The sequence below is a fragment of the Enterobacter sp. HMSC16D10 genome, from assembly GCF_001807145.1.
In the GTDB taxonomy this organism is placed as follows: Bacteria; Pseudomonadota; Gammaproteobacteria; order Enterobacterales; family Enterobacteriaceae; genus Enterobacter; species Enterobacter roggenkampii.
This window is the reverse complement of the sequence record NZ_KV787878.1, coordinates 105,465-126,220: the sequence shown is the minus strand read 5'-3', so window position 1 is coordinate 126,220 and position 20,756 is coordinate 105,465. Positions and strand designations below refer to the sequence as shown.

19 protein-coding genes and 1 tRNA gene are annotated in these 20,756 nt (G+C 51.9%); 13 read left to right on the top strand and 7 right to left on the bottom strand.

All coding sequences use genetic code 11. From position 1 onward, the window contains the following. Positions 1–69 precede the first annotated feature (69 nt). The 3 genes from HMPREF3143_RS11530 to HMPREF3143_RS11520 form a co-directional block, all read right to left on the bottom strand. Positions 70–154: transfer RNA gene (locus HMPREF3143_RS11530), tRNA-Tyr, on the bottom strand. Positions 155–312: 158 nt separating this feature from the next. Continuing rightward, positions 313–1,155 carry a formyltetrahydrofolate deformylase gene (purU, locus tag HMPREF3143_RS11525; protein WP_021240336.1) on the bottom strand — a complete coding sequence of 281 codons (843 nt, stop codon included), beginning with the start codon at positions 1,153–1,155 and terminating at the stop codon, positions 313–315. Positions 1,156–1,201: 46 nt separating this feature from the next. After that, entirely contained in the window at positions 1,202–1,660 is a 459-nt protein-coding gene (locus HMPREF3143_RS11520) for a YchJ family protein (protein WP_032652249.1), read from the bottom strand. Positions 1,661–1,774: 114 nt separating this feature from the next. Between HMPREF3143_RS11520 and rssA the strand changes: the two genes are divergently transcribed. The 3 genes from rssA (at position 1,775) to galU (ending at position 4,891) form a co-directional block, all read left to right on the top strand. Continuing rightward, a complete protein-coding gene (rssA, locus tag HMPREF3143_RS11515) occupies positions 1,775–2,677 on the top strand; it encodes a patatin-like phospholipase RssA (RefSeq protein ID WP_070533097.1) in 903 nt (300 codons plus the stop codon). A 91-nt stretch (positions 2,678–2,768) separates the two neighbouring features. Beyond that, complete coding sequence (gene rssB / locus HMPREF3143_RS11510) at positions 2,769–3,782, top strand: two-component system response regulator RssB (protein ID WP_021240333.1); 1,014 nt, start codon at positions 2,769–2,771, stop codon at positions 3,780–3,782. A 200-nt stretch (positions 3,783–3,982) separates the two neighbouring features. Next, on the top strand, positions 3,983–4,891 hold the full coding sequence (galU, locus tag HMPREF3143_RS11505) for a UTP--glucose-1-phosphate uridylyltransferase GalU (protein ID WP_008502780.1): 909 nt from the start codon (positions 3,983–3,985) through the stop codon (positions 4,889–4,891). 201 nt (positions 4,892–5,092) lie between these two features. On the opposite strand, the gene hns is transcribed toward galU, so the two are convergent. After that, entirely contained in the window at positions 5,093–5,506 is a 414-nt protein-coding gene (gene hns, locus HMPREF3143_RS11500) for a histone-like nucleoid-structuring protein H-NS (RefSeq protein WP_008502781.1), read from the bottom strand. 549 nt (positions 5,507–6,055) lie between these two features. On the opposite strand from hns, the gene tdk reads away from it, so the two are divergent. Then, positions 6,056–6,670, top strand: coding sequence for a thymidine kinase (tdk, locus tag HMPREF3143_RS11495; protein ID WP_008502782.1), 615 nt, complete (start codon positions 6,056–6,058; stop codon positions 6,668–6,670). 68 nt (positions 6,671–6,738) lie between these two features. Here the strand turns inward: tdk and adhE are convergent, their stop codons facing one another. Further along, the gene (adhE, locus tag HMPREF3143_RS11490; RefSeq protein WP_070533095.1) at positions 6,739–9,417 is read right to left on the bottom strand and encodes a bifunctional acetaldehyde-CoA/alcohol dehydrogenase; all 2,679 of its coding nucleotides are present in this window, start codon (positions 9,415–9,417) and stop codon (positions 6,739–6,741) included. 478 nt (positions 9,418–9,895) lie between these two features. Here adhE and HMPREF3143_RS11485 point away from each other — a divergent pair, with 478 nt between their 5' ends. The 7 genes from HMPREF3143_RS11485 (at position 9,896) to HMPREF3143_RS11455 (ending at position 17,781) form a co-directional block, all read left to right on the top strand. Then, positions 9,896–10,543, top strand: a complete 648-nt coding sequence (locus HMPREF3143_RS11485) for a YchE family NAAT transporter (protein ID WP_021240330.1) — start codon at positions 9,896–9,898, stop codon at positions 10,541–10,543. Positions 10,544–11,313: 770 nt separating this feature from the next. Further along, entirely contained in the window at positions 11,314–12,945 is a 1,632-nt protein-coding gene (gene oppA / locus HMPREF3143_RS11480) for an oligopeptide ABC transporter substrate-binding protein OppA (protein ID WP_008502785.1), read from the top strand. Between the two features lie 84 nt (positions 12,946–13,029). Further along, the gene (oppB, locus tag HMPREF3143_RS11475; protein ID WP_008502786.1) at positions 13,030–13,950 is read left to right on the top strand and encodes an oligopeptide ABC transporter permease OppB; all 921 of its coding nucleotides are present in this window, start codon (positions 13,030–13,032) and stop codon (positions 13,948–13,950) included. A 12-nt stretch (positions 13,951–13,962) separates the two neighbouring features. Continuing rightward, positions 13,963–14,871, top strand: a complete 909-nt coding sequence (oppC, locus tag HMPREF3143_RS11470) for an oligopeptide ABC transporter permease OppC (protein ID WP_008502787.1) — start codon at positions 13,963–13,965, stop codon at positions 14,869–14,871. Positions 14,872–14,882: 11 nt separating this feature from the next. Then, positions 14,883–15,896, top strand: coding sequence for an ABC transporter ATP-binding protein (locus HMPREF3143_RS11465; RefSeq protein WP_023327640.1), 1,014 nt, complete (start codon positions 14,883–14,885; stop codon positions 15,894–15,896). Continuing rightward, a complete protein-coding gene (gene oppF, locus HMPREF3143_RS11460) occupies positions 15,893–16,897 on the top strand; it encodes a murein tripeptide/oligopeptide ABC transporter ATP-binding protein OppF (protein ID WP_008502789.1) in 1,005 nt (334 codons plus the stop codon). Before HMPREF3143_RS11465 ends, oppF begins: the two co-directional genes overlap by 4 nt. Positions 16,898–16,911: 14 nt before the next feature. Beyond that, positions 16,912–17,781, top strand: coding sequence for an ion transporter (locus HMPREF3143_RS11455; RefSeq protein ID WP_008502790.1), 870 nt, complete (start codon positions 16,912–16,914; stop codon positions 17,779–17,781). Positions 17,782–17,812: 31 nt separating this feature from the next. On the opposite strand, the gene HMPREF3143_RS11450 is transcribed toward HMPREF3143_RS11455, so the two are convergent. Together HMPREF3143_RS11450 and cls are read right to left on the bottom strand one after the other, a co-directional pair. Further along, positions 17,813–18,142: an HI1450 family dsDNA-mimic protein gene (locus HMPREF3143_RS11450; protein ID WP_006810881.1), complete on the bottom strand. Its 330-nt coding sequence runs from the start codon at positions 18,140–18,142 to the stop codon at positions 17,813–17,815. Between the two features lie 33 nt (positions 18,143–18,175). Next, on the bottom strand, positions 18,176–19,636 hold the full coding sequence (gene cls / locus HMPREF3143_RS11445) for a cardiolipin synthase (RefSeq protein ID WP_008502791.1): 1,461 nt from the start codon (positions 19,634–19,636) through the stop codon (positions 18,176–18,178). A 144-nt stretch (positions 19,637–19,780) separates the two neighbouring features. Here cls and HMPREF3143_RS25640 point away from each other — a divergent pair, with 144 nt between their 5' ends. Further along, positions 19,781–19,954: a YciY family protein gene (locus tag HMPREF3143_RS25640; RefSeq protein WP_021240326.1), complete on the top strand. Its 174-nt coding sequence runs from the start codon at positions 19,781–19,783 to the stop codon at positions 19,952–19,954. Positions 19,955–20,065: 111 nt separating this feature from the next. Further along, positions 20,066–20,701 carry a leucine efflux protein LeuE gene (gene leuE, locus HMPREF3143_RS11440; RefSeq protein ID WP_070533093.1) on the top strand — a complete coding sequence of 212 codons (636 nt, stop codon included), beginning with the start codon at positions 20,066–20,068 and terminating at the stop codon, positions 20,699–20,701. Positions 20,702–20,756: the final 55 nt, after the last annotated feature.

The following is a 20,756-nucleotide window of genomic DNA, read 5'->3' as shown; positions in this document are numbered from 1 at the left end:
CGCCGGGTGGCGGCTGCGCCTTACCCGGCCTACTAGGGCGGACTCGGTTTTTTTATGTTGGGGAAGTGATGGTGGTGGGGGAAGGATTCGAACCTTCGAAGTCGATGACGGCAGATTTACAGTCTGCTCCCTTTGGCCGCTCGGGAACCCCACCACGGGGTAATGCTTTTTTACTGGCCTGCTTCCTGCTGGAAGCGGGGCGCATCATATCAAATGAGACGCCCCTGTAAAGCTTTCCTTTAGGGAAATGAAGTTGTTTGCCTGCTTTTTATCCGTAAAGGCGCAAAGCTAATCAATTCATTTTCCGAAAGATTAAAGAATGATGGTTCTGTTGCCGTAAACGAAGACACGCTGGGCCAGTACCTGATACAGCGCGCGGCTTAACACATTCTTCTCAACGTCACGCCCTGCACGCATCATGTCCTCAGCGGTGTAAGTGTGATCCACATGAATCACGTCCTGCATGATGATGGGGCCTTCGTCCAGATTGTCATTCACGTAGTGGGCTGTCGCGCCGATGATCTTCACGCCGCGCTCGTACGCCTGGTGGTATGGACGCGCACCAATAAAGGCCGGCAGGAACGAGTGGTGGATGTTGATGATCTTGTTCGGGAAACGCGCCACGAAAGACGGCGTTAACACGCGCATGTATTTCGCCAGCACCACGTAGTCCGGGTTATGCGCTTCAATGGCCTGCGCCATCAGGTCGTCGTGTTCTTCACGCGTATGGCCTTCATGGCTAACCAGCTCGAACGGAATATCAAAGCGCTCGACCAGCGAGCGCAACGTCTCATGGTTGCCAATAACTGCCGCAATTTCGACATCCAGACCGCCGTAGTTGGCTTTCATCAGCAGGTCACCCAGGCAATGTGCTTCTTTAGTCACCAGGATCACGATGCGGCGTCGGCCCGCAGGGGTCAGCTCGCGCACGGAGCCTTCCGGAAGCGCGCTGTCCAGATCGGCCAGCAGGGTGGTGTCGTTGAAAATACCTTCCAGTTCGGTACGCATGAAGAAGCGGCCGGTACGGTGGTCAACGAACTCGTTGTTCTGCACGATATTCAGTTCATGTTTGTAGCAAATGTTGGTAATTCGTGCGATCAGCCCTTTTTGATCGGGACAGATGGTGCGCAGAACTTTACGTTGTAATGATTGCATCGCCGGGAAATCCTGTTTGTATTTGCGAAGTCTGGGTTGTCAGGCATCACTGCCCGCAACACTTTTTAAATTTTTTACCTGAACCACACGGGCAGGGATCGTTACGACCAAACTGTGGACGCGTTCCGTCAATATAATACCATTGCCCGCGTTCCTTTAAGAACCGGGAACGCTCGATAATGGCGCCAGGCTTAGCGTTCTCGGTAAAACGGGCAACAAAGCTGACGTAACCTTCATCTTCATGACTGCCTGGACAGGATTCATAGACGGTGAGGCCGAGCCACTGCGTGTTCGCAAACCCGGCTTCGATGTCCTGTTTGAAATCGGCTGCGTGGCAGGATGGATGCCAGGTTTTAATCAGGTAGTCTGCGTCTTTGATCACAAAAGCAGTGTACCGTGAACGCATAAGGTGTGACGGGTCTGGTGCAACCTGATCGCCAGAAAGATATCGCTGGCAACATAGGCTATACTCCAGAGCGCTACCACAAGGGCAGAGTTGAGACACGATTCTCTTCCTGGAACAAAAAATAAAGGCGTAAAACGCTTCGGGTAGCACTATGTTAACTGAGGCGTTGCGTTGATGCCATGTCAGGAATCCAGGGGACGTAAAACAGGACTAATGAGAAAGGTTAAAATTGGGCTGGCGCTGGGTTCAGGTGCCGCCCGGGGATGGTCACACATCGGCGTGATTAATGCCTTAAATCAGATGGGCATTACCGTCGATATTGTTGCAGGGTGCTCAATCGGATCGCTTGTCGGCTCCGCTTACGCGTGCGGGAAGCTTCCGGAGCTCGAGATGTGGGTGCGCTCCTTCAGCTACTGGGACGTGCTGCGTCTGATGGACCTCTCCTGGCAGCGTGGTGGGCTGCTGCGCGGCGAACGCGTCTTTAACCAGTTCCGCCAGGTTATGCCCCTCGAAGACTTCACTGATTGTCAGATGCCTTTCGGCGCCGTCGCGACGAACCTCAGTACAGGTCGCGAACTTTGGCTAACCGAAGGGGATATCCATCTTGCCGTGCGTGCCTCCTGCAGTATGCCGGGACTCATGGCGCCTGTCCCACACAACGGTTACTGGCTTGTCGATGGTGGCGTCGTTAACCCGGTTCCCATCTCTCTGACGCGTGCAATGGGTGCTGACATCGTGATTGCCGTCGACCTGCAGCACGACGCCCACCTGATGCAACAGGATCTCATGCCGGTCAACCTCCAGAGCGAAGATGCTGAGGGCGAGAAACTGGCCTGGCACGAGCGCCTGCGCGGAAGAATCGGGCGTATGGCCGCACGTCGTTCGGTTGCTGCGCCGACGGCGATAGAAATCATGACCACGTCAATTCAGGTACTCGAGAATCGCCTTAAACGTAACCGTATGGCAGGCGATCCTCCGGATATTCTTATTCAGCCGTACTGTCCGCAAATCTCTACTCTTGATTTCCATCGGGCTGAGGCCGCCATCGCAGCGGGCTCGTTAGCCGTCGAAAAGAAAATGGACGAATTGTTGCCTTTTGTGCAAACCGCACGTTAAGCACCTTTTTTTGACTACTTCAGCAAAATCTGACAGGCGATAGTGCCGATCGCATGCCACTATTTAGTTACTGTCAGCCAGGGGAGGAACCATGACGCAGCCATTGGCCGGAAAACACATTTTGATTGTTGAAGACGAGCCCGTTTTCCGATCGCTACTGGATTCGTGGTTATCCTCGCTGGGCGCAATGACGTCACTGGCTGAAGATGGCATCGACGCCCTGGAAAAAATGATCAGCATTACGCCCGATTTGATGATTTGCGACATTGCGATGCCGCGCATGAATGGACTGAAGCTGGTTGAGCATCTGCGTAACGAAGGCAATCAGACGCCGATTCTGGTGATCTCTGCCACCGAGAACATGGCGGATATCGCAAAAGCATTACGTCTTGGGGTACAGGATATTCTGCTTAAGCCGGTTAAAGATTTGAACCGGCTGCGAGAAACGGTCTTAGCGTGCCTTTATCCGAATATGTTTAATTCCCGGGTAGAAGAAGAGGAACGTCTTTTCCAGGACTGGGACGCGCTGGTGAGTAATCCGCCTGCTGCGGCGAAACTGTTGCAAGAGCTCCAGCCGCCCGTCCAGCAAACTATTTCCCACTGTCGCGTAAATTATCGGCAGCTGGTGGCCGCTGACCAGCCTGGGCTGGTGCTGGATATTGCGCCACTGTCAGATTCTGACCTTGCGTTTTATTCTCTGGATGTCACCCGGGCGGGGGATAACGGTGTATTAGCGGCGTTGCTTCTTCGTGCGCTATTTAATGGTTTGTTGCAGGAACAGTTATCCCATCAGGGACAACGGTTGCCGGAGTTAGGCAGTTTACTCAAACAGGTAAACCAGCTTTTTCGTCAGGCCAATTTGCCTGGACAGTTTCCGCTATTGGTCGGCTATTACCACAGCGGTTTAAAAAATCTGATCCTCGTTTCAGCCGGTCTCAATGCATCACTGAATACCGGTGAACACCATATTCAGGTGAGTAACGGTGTACCGCTTGGGACGTTGGGAACGGCGTATCTTAATCAAATTAGCCACCGCTGTTCCTCGTGGCAGTGCCAAATTTGGGGCGCCGGGGGGCGGCTACGCTTAATGTTGTCCACGGAATAAGCAATTGGATCGTCATTTTAAGATTGCTTTACCTGTGTTTTGCGGGGAGTGCTACTATCGCTGCCCGGTTTCATGCGTATTTATCCTAATTGATCGGCAACGCGTTCTTTTCAGACCCGGACTGCGGGGCGAGACTGATATACTCAACGCGTTATTTATTGCATAAAAGTTCAAAACTTGAACAGCTCAGGAGAATTTGAATGGCTGCCCTAAATTCGAAAGTCAGAAAGGCCGTTATCCCGGTAGCGGGATTGGGGACCAGGATGTTACCAGCAACCAAGGCGATTCCTAAAGAGATGCTGCCTCTGGTTGATAAGCCATTAATCCAGTATGTCGTGAATGAATGTATCGCAGCCGGCATTACTGAAATTGTGCTGGTTACGCATTCATCTAAAAACTCTATCGAAAACCATTTCGATACAAGCTTTGAACTTGAAGCCATGCTGGAAAAGCGCGTTAAGCGTCAGCTGTTAGAAGAAGTTCAGTCTATTTGCCCTCCACACGTCACCATTATGCAGGTTCGTCAGGGGCTGGCGAAAGGTCTGGGCCACGCTGTTATGTGCGCACACCCAGTCGTGGGTGATGAGCCTGTAGCGGTGATTCTGCCTGACGTTATTCTGGACGAATACGAATCCGATCTTTCTCAGGATAACCTGGCTGAAATGATCAAGCGTTTCGACGAAACCGGCAGCAGCCAGATTATGGTTGAGCCTGTTGAAGACGTAACGGCATACGGTGTGGTTGACTGCAAAGGCGTTAACCTTGAGCCGGGTGAGAGTGTGCCAATGGTTGGCGTCGTAGAGAAGCCTAAAGCTGACGTAGCGCCTTCAAACCTTGCCGTTGTAGGTCGCTATGTCCTGAGTGCTGAAATCTGGCCTCTGCTGGCTAAAACGCCTCCAGGAGCGGGTGATGAGATCCAGCTGACGGATGCCATCGATATGCTGATCGAGAAAGAGACCGTTGAGGCCTACCATATGAAAGGTAAGAGCCATGACTGCGGTAATAAGCTCGGTTATATGCAGGCGTTTGTTGAATATGGTATCCGCCACAATACCCTCGGCGAAGAATTTAAAACCTGGCTCAAAGAGAGCGTAGGTATTAAGAAATAACCCACCGCTGCAAATGTTCAAACCGGTGAGGCGTTGCCCACCGGTTTTTTTATGCCCGTAACACTCCCGAAAACCTGTCTTAAAGTACAGTCGATGAAATTGCTAAATAATGCTTTATGACAGAGTGTAAGAGGATGTTTGCGACAAATTTAGGTTAAAAAAAATCCCGCAATAAGCGGGATTTTTCTGAATAAGGCTCGATTAATCCTTGATCAGGAAGTCGTCCAGCTGTTTACCTTGCTCATCCATCGCTTTCTTGATAACAGCAGGAGTACGACCCTGGCCAGTCCAGGTTTTAGTTTCGCCGTTCTCATCAACGTAGCTATATTTAGCAGGACGGGCAGCACGCTTTGCTTTAGTACCGGTTTTAGCGGCAGCCATGCTGTTCAGCAATTCATTTGGATCGATACCATCAGCAATCAGCATTTCACGATATTGCTGCAGTTTACGAGTACGTTCTTCGATTTCAGCCGCAGCAGCGCTTTCCTCTTCGCGACGTTCATTAACTACAACTTCTAATTTTTCCAGCATTTCTTCAAGCGTTTCGAGGGTGCATTCTCTTGCCTGCGCACGAAGAGTACGGATGTTGTTCAGAATTTTAAGTGCTTCGCTCATTGTAGTAATCTCAAACTTATAATGGGGGGTGGTTTGTTGACCTAATAATAGAGCCATAAATTCAGTTGTGCAATAGCCAGGAATGTAAGGAATTCAAAAAATACTAAATATTGCCGCTATTATTAATTACGCTAACTTAAATTCCGCCACCCAGCAGTCTCGGTTGTTATCATCTGAGCATGCTAAAACAGGCCGCCTGCATCTTTTTTTTGTGACATTTCCCGCAGGAATTATAGTTGCGGCGGAGAAATATCAGCCTTTTGTATTAGTTCTCACCCCTGGTGCTAAGCCTGAAATAGTTAATAAATAGTGAATCTTAAAGAACACGGATTCCACTATAAAAAGAAGTGTTATGTTTGGTTGAACTTATAACCTCGTCGTCTGGCTGAATGCGTTTACTTCATGTTTTAACGGGTTATTTTGTTAAACAGACGGTACTGAACGCCGTACTGAACTGCATCCTCTGTGCGCAGCATCGCTGATGACCAGACAAAATATGGTACAATGACTCATCGGGAATATTACACATTGATTAGGGTTTTACGGCCAATGGCACAACTTTATTTCTACTATTCGGCAATGAATGCCGGGAAATCCACCGCGCTGCTGCAATCCTCGTACAATTACCAGGAGCGAGGGATGCGTACCGTTGTTTATACGGCGGAAATTGACGATCGCTTTGGCGCGGGGAAGGTGAGCTCCAGAATAGGGCTCTCGTCGCCAGCAAGACTGTTTAACCCGAAAACCGATCTGTTTGAAGACATTCGTGCAGAACATGCTGCGCAGCCCATTCATTGTGTCCTGGTCGATGAAAGCCAGTTTCTGACGCGTGAACAGGTCCATGCCCTGTCAGAGGTAGTCGATGAGCTTGATATCCCCGTGCTGTGTTATGGCCTGCGCACGGATTTCCGCGGCGAGCTTTTTGAGGGGAGCCAGTATTTGCTCGCCTGGTCGGATAAACTTGTCGAACTGAAAACGATCTGCTTCTGCGGTCGTAAAGCCAGTATGGTACTTCGTCTTGACCAGGCCGGGAAACCTTATGCAGATGGTGAGCAGGTGGTGATAGGCGGCAATGAACGCTATGTTTCGGTCTGCCGTAAGCATTATAAAGAAGCGCTATCTGTAGGCTCGCTGACGGCGATTCAGCACGACAACAGAAAATAACGTCTGGCTTATTATTCACACATAAAAAAACCCGCCATAAAGGCGGGTTTTTCATCTGCTGATGTCAATTAAGCGCTTTTCTTCGCTTTCTTGTCAGCTTTGATGACAGAGGCTTCTGTTTTCACAGCGGCAACGTCACCTTCTTTGAACTCACGACCGTAGTAGGTATCGAGCAGAATCTGTTTCAGCTCGGAGATCAGTGGGTAGCGCGGGTTAGCACCAGTACACTGGTCATCGAATGCATCTTCAGACAGCTTATCTACGTGAGCAAGGAAGTCAGCTTCCTGTACGCCCGCTTCACGGATTGACTTAGGAATACCCAGTTCAGCTTTCAGGCTTTCCAGCCATGCCAGCAGTTTCTCAATCTTGGCAGCAGTACGGTCGCCCGGTGCGCTCAGACCAAGGTGGTCAGCGATTTCAGCATAGCGACGACGTGCTTGTGGGCGGTCGTACTGGCTGAAAGCAGTCTGCTTGGTTGGGTTGTCGTTAGCGTTATAACGGATAACGTTGCTGATCAACAGGGCGTTCGCCAGACCGTGAGGAATGTGGAACTGTGAGCCCAGTTTGTGCGCCATTGAGTGGCAAACACCCAGGAAGGCGTTGGCAAACGCGATACCGGCGATGGTTGCGGCACTGTGGACACGTTCACGTGCTACAGGGTTTTTAGACCCTTCGTTGTAGGACGCTGGCAGGTTTTCTTTCAGCAGTTTCAGAGCCTGCAGAGCCTGACCGTCAGAGAACTCAGATGCCAGTACAGAAACGTAAGCTTCCAGGGCGTGAGTTACCGCATCCAGACCACCGAATGCACACAGTGACTTCGGCATCTCCATAACCAGGTTCGCATCAACGATAGCCATGTCTGGCGTCAGTGCGTAGTCAGCCAGTGGGTATTTCTGACCGGTTGCATCGTCTGTTACTACCGCGAATGGCGTGACTTCTGAACCGGTACCGGAAGTGGTGGTGACCGCGATCATTTTCGCTTTTACGCCCATTTTCGGGAACTTGTAGATACGTTTACGGATATCCATAAAGCGCAGCGCCAGTTCTTCGAAGTGAGTTTCTGGATGCTCGTACATGACCCACATGATTTTCGCGGCGTCCATTGGGGAACCACCGCCCAGTGCGATAATCACATCTGGTTTGAAGGAGTTAGCCAGTTCAGCACCTTTACGTACCACGCTCAGGGTTGGGTCAGCTTCAACTTCGAAGAACACTTCAGTTTCGACGCCAGCCGCTTTCAGCACAGAGGTGATCTGGTCAGCGTAGCCGTTGTTGAACAGGAAACGGTCAGTCACGATGAGCGCACGTTTGTGGCCATCAGTGATCACTTCATCCAGCGCGATTGGCAGAGAGCCACGGCGGAAGTAGATAGATTTCGGAAGTTTGTGCCACAACATGTTTTCAGCTCGCTTAGCAACGGTTTTCTTGTTGATCAGGTGTTTTGGACCAACGTTTTCAGAGATGGAGTTACCACCCCAGGAACCACAACCCAGAGTCAGGGAAGGTGCGAGTTTAAAGTTGTACAGGTCACCGATACCACCCTGAGAAGCAGGGGTGTTGATCAGGATACGTGCGGTTTTCATCATCTGACCGAAGTGAGCAACACGCTCAGGCTGGTTATCCTGGTCAGTGTACAGACAAGAGGTGTGACCGATACCGCCCATGGCAACCAGCTTCTCCGCTTTCTCTACCGCCTCTTCGAAATCTTTCGCACGGTACATGGCAAGCGTAGGAGACAGTTTTTCGTGTGCGAACGGCTCGCTTTCGTCAACAACTTTCACTTCACCGATCAGGATTTTGGTTGTTGCCGGAACGGTAAAGCCTGCGAGTTCAGCAATTTTGTAGGCTGGCTGACCCACGATAGCGGCGTTCAGCGCGCCATTTTTCAGGATGATGTCCTGAACCGCTTTCAGCTCTTTGCCCTGCAGCAGGTAGCCGCCGTGGCTGGCGAAACGTTCGCGAACCGCGTCATATACGGAATCCACAACTACAACAGACTGTTCAGATGCACAGATTACACCGTTATCGAAGGTTTTAGACATCAGGACAGACGCGACAGCACGTTTGATGTCAGCAGTTTCGTCGATAACAACAGGGGTGTTACCCGCGCCCACACCGATAGCCGGTTTACCGGAGCTGTATGCAGCTTTAACCATGCCAGGACCACCGGTCGCCAGAATCAGGTTAATGTCCGGGTGATGCATCAGCGCGTTGGAGAGCTCAACAGAAGGTTGGTCGATCCAGCCAATCAGGTCTTTTGGTGCACCCGCAGCAATAGCGGCCTGCAGGACGATATCTGCAGCTTTGTTGGTCGCGTCTTTCGCACGTGGGTGTGGAGAGAAGATGATTGCGTTACGGGTCTTCAGGCTAATCAGTGATTTGAAGATAGCGGTAGACGTTGGGTTAGTGGTCGGAACGATACCGCAGATAATGCCGATAGGTTCAGCGATGGTGATAGTACCGAAGGTGTCGTCTTCAGACAGCACGCCACAGGTTTTCTCATCTTTATAGGCGTTGTAGATATACTCTGAAGAAAAGTGGTTTTTGATCACTTTATCTTCAACGATACCCATGCCGGATTCGGCAACGGCCATTTTAGCGAGAGGGATTCGAGCATCTGCAGCAGCCAGTGCGGCCGCGCGGAAGATTTTATCAACCTGTTCTTGGGTGAAATTGGCATATTCACGCTGGGCTTTTTTCACGCGCTCGACGAGGGCGTTCAGTTCAGCGATATTAGTAACAGCCATAATGCTCTCCTGATAATGTTTAAACTCTTTTAGTAAACCAGCGCTCGATACGTCACACAGTATAGACAGAGCCGATAGCACTTGCGTAACACAAAATAAAACAAAGAGTTACTTTCTACACCAGCACACTAATTTACTAAAAGAGCCTTACCTTAGCATCATCCCTTTTTGGCAGGTGGCCTCCCTGGGGGTGTAACCAAGATTACTCACTTCTGAGTACGGAAATCATGATCTGCATCAATTTTCCCCTAAGCTGATACCTTTCAGCAGGGTTATTTCGTGCTGATTTTTCCAGTGTTAAATAATTACGTAAGTATTGGAAGCGGCACTATCATTGATTATACAAATGTTTAACATCCTGAAATGATAACGTTTTGGTACAGATTTCAAGTGAAGTATGCTGATAAAAAGGGTATCTTCAGCGCGATTTCTCATGACAAATTGTCAGTCCAGGGCATATGTATAAGCGGAGCAAAACGTGATCCAAACGCTCTTTGATTTTCCAACGTATTTTAAATTTTTTATTGGTTTGTTTGCCCTGGTCAACCCGGTGGGGATCATTCCTGTCTTCATTAGTATGACGAGTTACCAGACAGCGGCGGCCAGGAATAAGACCAACCTCACCGCTAACCTGTCGGTGGCGATCATATTGCTCACCTCTCTTTTTCTGGGTGACGCCATTCTCCAGCTTTTCGGGATTTCGATAGATTCTTTCCGCATTGCGGGTGGGATCCTGGTCGTGACCATCGCCATGTCCATGATCAGCGGTAAGCTGGGCGAGGATAAGCAGAATAAACAAGAGAAGTCAGAAACCGCCATCCGCGAAAGCATTGGCGTGGTGCCGCTGGCCTTACCGCTGATGGCCGGTCCTGGGGCCATCAGTTCAACCATTGTCTGGGGCACGCGTTATCATAGCCTGATGCACCTGATTGGCTTTTCCGTGGCTATTGCCATTTTTGCGCTCTGCTGTTGGGGCGTGTTCCGCATGGCACCCTGGCTGGTGCGCTTGCTGGGTCAGACGGGCATCAACGTCATTACGCGTATCATGGGCCTGTTGCTGATGGCGTTAGGGATCGAATTCATCGTCACGGGTATTAAAAGCATTTTCCCCGGATTATTGCATTAATACTTCATATGAAAGAACGGAGCGACGGCTCCGTTTTTTTACGTGATTATCAGCAAATCATATAACTAAAGTTGAAATACTCACATATCATAATAAATTCTACTAATAATGTTCATTTCTTGTATTTCAATAGGTTATTAATTCCGCCTTACCCCGCCTGCGCAGAAAATCTTCGATCGCTCTGTTATTTTACTCACATGATACTCTGGGGCTTGCTGAGAGATAACCGAAATGATATTAGTAATTTCAACATTCCCCTAGATGAATGTGCTAAATAATAACCAGTTGTTAAATTTTTGTACAAAATCACACGATGATAGCGCAGCGACGCGCTTGTAGAGAAAATTTTCTCTATCCTATTGAATATCATGTCTTTATAGTGATGTTCGATGTCCGGCAGGGCTGCCCTCAACGATACGGTACTCACCGTAAAAGAGAATTGCTTAACAAATTTGCAAAATGTATTGGCGCACGATTACGCCATTTGATACTTTCCGGCCTAATATTTTGCAGCATAAAACAATCAGATGAGAATTATTTTCATATGGTTCTCATCTCGGATATCCAGAACAGGTCTCAAACAGGGGAGGCCTGTAAAGAATCGACGCAAGACTGCCATACGAGCGGTCAGTAATAAAAAAGTCGGTGATAGCAAGCAGTAAAAGAAGAACCTGACAGCAGCAAAAAAAACTCCTGCGCTGTACAGGCCCCAACAGGGGATTACACAGCTGGCGAAGGCCAGTCATTATAATGAGTGGAGTATCAACACAATGTCCATCATCACAAAAAAAAATCTGGTAGCGGCGGGGATTTTAACTGCGCTAATCGCGGGAAACGCTGCAATGGCTGCGGACGTTCCTGCAGGTGTTCAGCTGGCGGAGAAGCAGACGCTGGTGCGTAACAACGGTGCGGAAGTTCAGTCTCTTGACCCGCACAAAATTGAAGGTGTTCCTGAGTCTAACGTTAACCGCGACCTGTTCGAAGGCCTGCTGGTAACTGACGTAGACGGCCACCCGGCACCGGGCGTGGCAGAAAAATGGGAAAACAAAGATTTCAAAGTCTGGACCTTCCATCTGCGTAAAGATGCGAAATGGTCCGACGGTACGCCGGTCACGGCTGAAGATTTCGTTTATAGCTGGCAGCGTCTGGCGAATCCAACGACCGCCTCTCCGTATGCGAGCTACCTGCAATATGGCCATATTGCCAATATTGATGACATCATCGCGGGCAAAAAACCGATCACCGATTTGGGCGTTAAAGCGATCGATGCCAATACCTTCGAAGTCACGTTGAGCGAACCTGTTCCGTACTTCTATAAGCTGCTGGTTCACCCGTCCGTCTCCCCGGTACCAAAATCCGCCGTGGAAAAATTTGGTGAAAAATGGACCCAGCCTGCCAATATCGTGACCAACGGCGCCTATAAGCTGAAAGACTGGGTGGTCAACGAGCGTATGGTGCTTGAGCGTAACCCGCAATACTGGGACAACGCTAAAACCGTGATTAATCAGGTGACCTACCTGCCAATTTCTTCCGAAGTGACTGACGTCAACCGCTACCGCAGCGGCGAAATCGACATGACCTATAACAACATGCCGATTGAACTGTTCCAGAAGCTGAAGAAAGAGATCCCGAAAGAAGTTCACGTCGACCCGTACCTGTGCACCTACTACTATGAAATCAACAACCAGAAAGCACCGTTCACCGACGTACGTGTTCGTACTGCGCTGAAGCTGGCACTGGATCGCGATATCATCGTGAACAAAGTGAAAAACCAGGGCGATCTGCCGGCATACAGCTATACCCCTCCATACACCGATGGCGCAAAACTGACCGAGCCAGACTGGTTCAAACAGACGCAGGAACAGCGTAACGCAGAAGCGAAGAAACTGCTGGCCGAAGCGGGCTATACCGCCGATAAGCCGCTGACCTTTAGCCTGTTGTACAACACCTCCGATCTGCACAAAAAACTGGCTATCGCCGTCGCCTCGATCTGGAAAAAGAACCTGGGCGCGAACGTGAAGCTGGAGAACCAGGAGTGGAAGACCTTCCTCGACAGCCGTCATCAGGGCACCTTTGACGTGGCGCGTGCCGGCTGGTGTGCGGACTATAACGAACCGACCTCCTTCCTGAACACCATGCTGAGCGACAGCTCAAACAACACCGCGCACTATAAGAGCCCGGCATTTGACAAGCTGATTGCCGACACGCTGAAAACCACTGACGAAGCACAGCGTACTGAACTGTACTCTAAAGCTGAGCAGCAGCTGGATAAAGATTCCGCGATCGTTCCGGTTTACTACTACGTTAACGCCCGTCTGGTGAAACCGTGGGTAGGTGGGTACACCGGTAAAGACCCGATGGATAATATCTACGTTAAAAACTTGTATATTATCAAGCATTAATGGCAATGAGTGGGGCGGGCGTGCTCGCCCCACGGTGTCTAACCAACGTCACATTATATAGGCACACGCCAGAAGGTACGGGCAATGTTGAAATTTATCCTACGTCGCTGTCTTGAAGCGATTCCAACGCTATTTATTCTCATCACGATTTCCTTCTTCATGATGCGCCTTGCGCCGGGAAGTCCATTTACCGGTGAGCGTACGCTGCCGCCAGAAGTGATGGCGAATATCGAAGCGAAATACCACTTAAACGATCCTATCTCTACCCAGTACTTCAATTACCTGAAGCAGCTGGCCCACGGTGATTTTGGACCGTCATTTAAATATAAAGACTATTCCGTTAACGATCTGGTGGCGTCCAGCTTCCCGGTTTCGGCGAAATTGGGTGCAGCGGCATTCATTCTGGCCATTGTTTTCGGGGTCACCGCAGGCGTCATCGCCGCGCTCAGACAAAATACCAAATGGGATTATGCCGTAATGGGGGTGGCAATGACCGGGGTAGTCATACCCAGCTTCGTTGTCGCGCCATTATTGGTGATGATATTTGCCATTACGCTGAAGTGGCTGCCTGGCGGCGGCTGGAACGGCGGGGCATTAAAGTTCATGATTTTGCCGATGGTGGCATTATCCCTGGCGTACATCGCCAGTATCGCGCGTATCACCCGTGGTTCAATGATCGAAGTGCTGCATTCGAACTTCATTCGTACCGCGCGCGCGAAAGGGCTGCCGATGCGTCGGATTATCTTCCGCCACGCGCTCAAACCGGCGCTGTTGCCCGTGCTCTCCTACATGGGACCAGCATTCGTCGGGATCATCACCGGCTCGATGGTTATCGAAACCATTTACGGCCTGCCGGGCATTGGCCAGCTGTTTGTTAACGGCGCGCTTAACCGCGACTATTCGCTGGTACTGAGCCTGACCATTCTCGTCGGTGCGCTGACCATTCTCTTTAACGCTATCGTCGATGTGCTGTATGCCGTCATCGACCCGAAAATCCGTTACTAACTGGAGCACGCCATGATGTTGAGTAAGAAAAACAGCGAGGCGCTGGAAAACTTCAGTGAAAAACTGGAAGTGGAAGGTCGTAGCCTCTGGCAGGACGCGCGTCGTCGCTTTATGCACAACCGCGCGGCGGTGGCGAGTCTGGTAGTTCTGGTGATCATCGCGCTGTTTGTGACCCTTGCCCCGATGCTGTCGCAATTTACCTATTTCGACACCGACTGGGGCATGATGTCCAGCGCGCCGGATATGGAGTCTGGCCACTATTTTGGCACGGACTCATCCGGACGTGACCTGCTGGTGCGTGTCGCTATCGGTGGGCGTATCTCGCTGATGGTCGGGATTGCTGCCGCGCTGGTGGCGGTGATCGTCGGGACGCTCTATGGCTCACTGTCCGGCTACCTTGGCGGCAAAGTGGACTCGGTGATGATGCGTCTGCTGGAAATCCTGAACTCCTTCCCGTTTATGTTCTTCGTCATCCTGCTGGTGACCTTCTTTGGTCAGAATATCCTGTTGATCTTCGTGGCCATCGGGATGGTGTCATGGCTGGATATGGCGCGTATTGTTCGCGGCCAGACGCTGAGCCTCAAACGCAAAGAGTTTATCGAAGCCGCGCAGGTCGGCGGTGTCTCTACCGGGAATATCGTGGTTCGCCATATCGTTCCTAACGTGCTGGGCGTGGTGGTGGTCTATGCCTCACTGCTGGTACCAAGCATGATCCTGTTTGAATCCTTCCTGAGCTTCCTCGGTCTGGGTACGCAAGAGCCGCTGAGCAGCTGGGGCGCGCTGCTGAGTGACGGTGCAAACTCAATGGAAGTATCACCGTGGCTGCTGTTATACCCGGCGGGTTTCCTGGTCGTTACCCTGTTTTGTTTCAACTTTATCGGCGATGGCCTGCGTGATGCCCTCGACCCGAAAGACCGTTAAGGAGCGCCGTCATGACAATGATTGAAACGGCAACCGCGCCACAGGCGCAGCAGCGGAGCGACCTTCTGCTGGACGTAAAAGATCTTCGCGTCACCTTTAAGACCCCGGACGGGGATGTGACCGCCGTGAACGATCTCAACTTCAACCTGCGCGCGGGTGAAACGCTCGGTATCGTGGGGGAATCTGGTTCCGGTAAATCCCAGACCGCCTTTGCGTTAATGGGCCTGCTGGCCGCTAACGGTGTGATTGGCGGTTCCGCGAAATTCAACGGTCGTGAAATCCTCAACCTGCCGGAGCACGAGCTGAACAAGCTGCGCGCCGAGCAGATCTCGATGATTTTCCAGGATCCGATGACCTCGCTGAACCCGTACATGCGCGTCGGTGAGCAGCTGATGGAAGTGCTGATGCTGCACAAAGGTCTGGGCAAAGCCGAAGCCTTTGAAGAGTCGGTCAAAATGCTCGATGCGGTGAAAATGCCGGAAGCGCGCAAGCGCATGCGCATGTTCCCGCACGAGTTCTCCGGCGGTATGCGTCAGCGCGTGATGATTGCGATGGCGCTGCTGTGCCGGCCAAAATTGCTGATTGCCGACGAACCGACCACCGCGCTGGACGTTACCGTTCAGGCGCAAATCATGACCCTCCTGAACGAGCTCAAGCGTGAGTTCAACACCGCGATTATCATGATCACCCACGACCTGGGCGTGGTGGCGGGCATCTGTGACAAAGTGCTGGTCATGTATGCCGGTCGTACCATGGAATACGGCAAAGCGCGTGACGTGTTCTATCATCCAGCGCATCCTTACTCGATTGGCCTGCTGAACGCGGTGCCGCGTCTCGATGCGGAAGGGGAATCCCTGCTGACCATTCCGGGCAACCCGCCAAACCTGCTGCGCCTGCCGAAAGGCTGTCCGTTCCAGCCGCGCTGCGCGCACGCGATGGAAATCTGCAACAGCGCACCGCCGCTGGAAGAGTTTGCACCAGGCCGTCTGCGCGCCTGCTTTAAGCCGCAGGAGGAGCTGGTATGAACGCATTAGATGAAAAACGCAATGTACTGCTCGAAATTGCTGACCTTAAAGTGCATTTCGACATCAAGGATGGCAAACAGTGGTTCTGGCAGCCGTCGAAGACCCTGAAAGCGGTGGACGGCGTCACGCTGCGCCTGTACGAAGGGGAAACCCTGGGCGTGGTGGGCGAGTCCGGCTGCGGTAAATCGACCTTTGCGCGCGCCATTATCGGTCTGGTAAAAGCCACCGACGGCAAAGTGGCCTGGCTGGGTAAAGATCTGCTGGGCATGAAGCCCGACGAGTGGCGCGACGTGCGCAGCGATATCCAGATGATTTTCCAGGATCCGCTGGCGTCATTAAACCCGCGTATGACCATCGGTGAGATTATTGCCGAACCGCTGCGGACCTATCATCCGAAGATGTCCCGCCAGGAAGTGCGCGATCGCGTTAAGGCGATGATGCTGAAAGTTGGGCTGTTGCCTAACCTGATCAACCGCTATCCTCACGAGTTCTCCGGCGGTCAGTGTCAGCGTATTGGTATTGCGCGCGCCCTGATCCTTGAACCGAAGCTGATTATCTGTGATGAGCCAGTTTCCGCGCTCGACGTCTCCATTCAGGCGCAGGTGGTTAACCTGCTGCAGAAGCTGCAGCGCGAAATGGGGCTGTCGCTGATCTTCATCGCGCATGACCTGGCCGTGGTGAAACACATCTCTGACCGCGTGCTGGTGATGTATCTGGGGCACGCCGTGGAGCTGGGCACCTATGACGAGGTGTACCACAATCCACTGCACCCTTACACCAAAGCGCTGATGTCGGCAGTGCCGATCCCCGATCCCGATCTGGAAAAGAATAAGACCATCCAGCTTCTGGAAGGGGAATTGCCTTCACCGATTAACCCGCCGTCGGGCTGCGTCTTCCGCACGCGCTGCCCTATGGCCGGGCCGGAATGTGCGAAAACACGGCCGGTTCTGGAAGGCAGTTTCCGACATGCGGTTTCCTGCCTGAAAGTAGACCCGTTATAATCGCAAGGGCTGACATGATGTCAGCCCTTATTTTTTGCGAGGTCACTGTGTCGCGTTTATTCACGTCAGCCCGTCGGCGGCTTTATCATGTTTTATTCGATCCTGAAACGGTATCCGGACGGCGCTTCGAGGGTCTTTGTGGTTTATTTGCGCTCCTCAGCGTGGTTATCATCTTTATTGAATCGGGTGCCGGGACGCAATACCACCTGACGTTTGACGAATGGCATGTCTTTGTCTGGCTTGAGCTGGCGATTACCCTGGTGTTTACCGCTGAATATCTCCTCCGAGTGATTGCCTGGCCTAACCCGGCCCGATATGTTTTCAGCTTCTGGGGATTTATCGATTTAGCCACCATTCTGCCGCTCTACGTCATGTGGCTGTGGCCGGAAATCAGCCTGAGCTATGTCTTTGCCTGGCGAGCGATGCGCGTTATTCGCGTATTACGTATTCTGAAATTACTGCGCTTTATGCCCTCACTGCGCATATTCTGGAGCGCAATCGTCAGCGCCCGTCATCAGCTTATTCTGTTCTATTCGTTTATTGCCATTGTCATGATTGTTTTTGGCGCACTGATGTATCTGATTGAGGGGCCGAAATATGGCTTTACGACGCTCAATGCGTCCGTCTACTGGGCGATCGTGACCGTAACGACCGTGGGGTACGGGGATATCACGCCCCATACGCCGCTGGGGCGAATTGTGGCCTCAGTGCTGATTTTGATTGGCTATTCGGTCATTGCCATTCCGACCGGGCTGATTACCACGCACATGAGTAGCGCATTTCAGAGCCGCAAGCAGCAGCGCAAATGTCCGCGATGTCATCAGGGGGAACATGAACTCAACGCGCGTTATTGTCACCGCTGTGGGAATCCGTTGCCGGAGTAAATAAAAAAGGCTGCAATCGCAGCCTTTTTTATTATTCGCGCCAGAGAATATGGCACAGCTTGTGGTCTTTCTCACGGCAGAGCAGGACGCGAGCGAAGATATCATTAATTTCGCCACCGTCTTCATCGGCCAGCCCGATCACCACTTCGGCGAAGAAGTCAGGGTTCAGGTCGAAATCCACATGCTCAGCCCAGTCTTCTGAAGGGTCGAACAGTTCGGCACCGCCGCGCTCTTCGAACTGCAGATTAAAGAGGATCACGTCTGCGGGATCGAGGTTATCAACCGCCAGTTCGAGAAAAATGTCATAGGCCTGCTCGAGCGTTTCGTCTTCGGTCAGGCGATTGTTCAGATCCATTTCCATGATGACTACCTGTTTAACATCGTTGGGCACGTTTTACAGCAACGGACTAAAGAAGTAAAACAGTCGTTCGGCAATTCTCTGCCACAGCGGACGTTTTACCCACAGTCTGGCATCCAGCAGGCGGGAGCGGGAGATATAATCATCCTGCACCGCCGCGAGATCGCCGCCAAAGCCGGCATCATCAATAACCAGCGTGATTTCAAAGTTAAGCCACAGGCTGCGCATATCCAGGTTCACCGTTCCCACCAGGCTTAACTCGCCGTCGACAAGCACGCTCTTGGTATGGAGCAGTCCGCCTTCGAACTGGTAGATCTTCACCCCTGCGGCCAGCAGTTCGCTAAAGAATGCCCGGCTGGCCCAGCCCACCAGAAGGGAGTCATTTTTGCGCGGCAAAATAATGCTCACATCCACGCCGCGCTGCGCCGCGGTACAGATCGCGTGCAGGAGGTCATCGCTGGGAACAAAGTAGGGCGTCGTCATGATCAGATATTCACGCGCCGAGTAGGTCGCCGTCAGCAGCGCCTGATGAATCAAATCCTCCGGGAAGCCCGGGCCGGAAGCAATGGTATGAATAGTGTGACCGCTGGCCTCTTCAAACGGCATAATATTGCCGTCCGGCGGTGGCGGCAGGATGCGTTTGCCGGTCTCTATCTCCCAGTCGCAGGAGTAGACGATGCCCATCGAGGTGGCAATCGGCCCCTCCATGCGCGCCATCAAATCCACCCACTGACCCACGCCCGAGTCCTGTTTAAAGAAGCGCGGGTCAACCATGTTCATGCTGCCGGTGTAGGCAATATAGTTATCGATCATGATCATTTTACGGTGCTGACGAAGGTCCATCCGGCGCAGAAACACGCGCAGGAGGTTAACCTTCAGCGCCTCGACCACTTCGATACCGGCATTGCGCATCATCCCTGCCCAGGGACTGCGGAAAAATGCCACGCTGCCCGCAGAGTCAAGCATCAGACGGCAGTGAATGCCGCGTCGCGCCGCGGCCATCAGCGATTCCGCGACCTGGTCAGCCATCCCGCCGGGCTGCCAGATATAGAAAACCATCTCGATATTATGACGCGCCAGCTGGATATCGCGGATTAACGCCTGCATAACGTCGTCGGACGAGGTTAGCAGCTGGAGCTGATTACCCTTAACGCCGCCAATCCCCTGACGGCGCTCGCACAGCTTAAACAGTGACGAGGCGACGCTGCTGTTCTCCTCGGCAAAGATATGCTTGCAGGCTTTAAGGTCGTTCAGCCACTTCGCGGTGGAGGGCCACATGGCGCGGGCCCGCTCGGCGCGGCGTTTACCGAGATGAAGCTCACCGAAAGAGAGATAGGCGATAATTCCCACCAGCGGCAGGATGTAGATGATCAGAAGCCAGGCCATGGCAGAGGGTACGGCTCTGCGCTTCATCAGGATGCGTAACGTCACACCCGCGATTAACAGCCAGTATCCCAAAATGACCAGCCAACTCACCACGGTGTAGAAGGTTGTCATAGTTAAAAAAATCCTTTTGAAAGCGTATTGTTATGAGTGTACGCATCAGGATTCATCTGGCAAATAAAAACGCCAGGTAAAAGCGCTGGTTTGCAGCCGGGTTGGGTTTATAATGGCGTCTCTGTTTGAGAAAGAGTTGTAGACATGAAGCGCAGTAGAACAGAAGTAGGGCGCTGGCGCATGTTGCGACAGGTGAGTCGTCGCAAGGCTCGTTGGCTGGAAGCACAATCCCGCCGCAATATGCGTATTCACGCCATCAGAAAATGTGGAATGACCCGGCACCGCAACGCGTTGCTGTTCGCCGTCCAGGATATCTGAGTACCATGAGGGCACCGTAATGGTGCCCGCTGATTTTATAAGGTCTGATTTTTGGGAGTAGCGTGGTTGCAGCGCTATTCCGGTTGTGTTGAGCAAAAGGAGGGAGAAGAAGTGTTTGCGGAGTTTGGCGTACTGAATTTCTGGACGTATGTTGTTGGCGCGTTTTTTATCGTGCTGGTACCGGGGCCGAATACCCTGTTTGTGCTTAAAACTGGAATTGGACACGGCGTTAAAAAAGGGTACCTGGCCGCCACGGGTGTATTTATCGGCGATGCGGTGCTGATGTTTCTTGCCTGGGCGGGCGTCGCGGCATTAATCCAGACCACGCCGGTACTGTTTAATATCGTGCGCTATCTCGGCGCCTTCTACCTGCTGTGGCTGGGCGGCAAAATGCTCTGGTCGGTCATTACCCGCCAGAATCACGCTCAGGAAAGCGGCACAGAGCCTGCCAGCACGATCATGAAACGTTCGCTGGTGCTGAGCCTGACGAATCCAAAAGCGATTCTGTTCTACGTCTCGTTCTTTGTTCAATTCATCGACGTGAATGCGCAGAACACCGGTACCTCTTTCCTTATCCTCGCGATGACGCTTGAGTTGATAAGCTTCATGTACATGAGCTTCCTGATCTTCTCCGGTGCGTTTGTCACGCGTTATCTCAAAACGAAAAAGAAACTGGCAAAGCTGGGGAACGGGCTGATAGGGCTGCTGTTTGTCGGGTTTGCGGCGAGGTTGGCGTCACTGCATTGATGTATGAAAGGCTCCTGCGGGAGCCTTTTTCATTCTGTTTGACAATCCCTCACCA